The sequence below is a fragment of the Mycoplasma sp. 4463 genome (assembly GCF_048381515.1).
Lineage (GTDB): Bacteria > Bacillota_I > Bacilli_A > Mycoplasmatales > Metamycoplasmataceae > Mycoplasmopsis.
The window spans coordinates 1-804 of sequence record NZ_JBLWID010000046.1 but is presented as its reverse complement, the minus strand read 5'-3'; the positions used below and the strand labels follow the sequence as shown (position 1 = coordinate 804).

Sequence of the window (804 nt, the reverse complement as noted above, 5' to 3'; positions counted from 1 at the left end):
CCTTATTTATGAAAAGATATTAAGAAGGTTAATTAATTTATTCAAAGATAGCATTAAGCTATCTTTTTTATTTTTATTTTATTTTTCATGTTGTTAAGAGAATTTTATGTTTCGATAAAAAATGGATGACTGTCATTCGATCATCCATTAAATTCATCTTATCTAATAATTACTAGAATTGTTTTTTATGAATAGCTATTGATACTCCAACAATTGTACAAATCGGGAAGAAAAATCCTACTATGTATAAAATTGCGACAGTTATGTTCATATTTCAAATTCTAATTGTGCCAATGATTTGCATAACAAATAAAGCTATCATAATTCCACTAATTAAAAGTAAAAGAAGAATCACAACAGGGCTCACACCAGCAGCATATCCTCCGTTACCTGACAAGAGTATTGATAAAATTAGAGGAATAAATAAAAATCTACTTAAAATTCATAATACCAATATAGGCACTGATAAAAAATAATGCTTTCCCATTTCTTAATTTTCCTTTCAAGATATTAAAATTTAATATCTATTTTTACTTGTTGCAAGTAAAAATAATACTTTTAAGTCAGTGATTTCAAGACAAAATTACCGAAATAACTTATAAGAGAAGATTTAAGCACTAATAAAACTAAATTAGCATTCAATCTTCTAATTGCTATTCTAAAAAAAAAAAAAAGCAAAGAAAAAAGTTAAATAAACTAGGACAAGAAAAGTAGACAGAAAATAAAAAAACTAAACTGGGACACAAAATATGGACAACGTCGTATTTTGTGTTTTTTATATTAAGGAGTGATTATGAAACAACT

At 25.2% G+C, this 804-nt stretch carries 1 protein-coding gene; it reads right to left on the bottom strand.

Annotated features, from left to right (window positions below; all coding sequences use genetic code 4):
- Nucleotides 1-172: 172 nt before the first annotated feature.
- The gene (locus ACNF36_RS03010; RefSeq protein ID WP_418303681.1) at nucleotides 173-322 is read right to left on the bottom strand and encodes a hypothetical protein; all 150 of its coding nucleotides are present in this window, start codon (nucleotides 320-322) and stop codon (nucleotides 173-175) included.
- Nucleotides 323-804 lie beyond the last annotated feature (482 nt).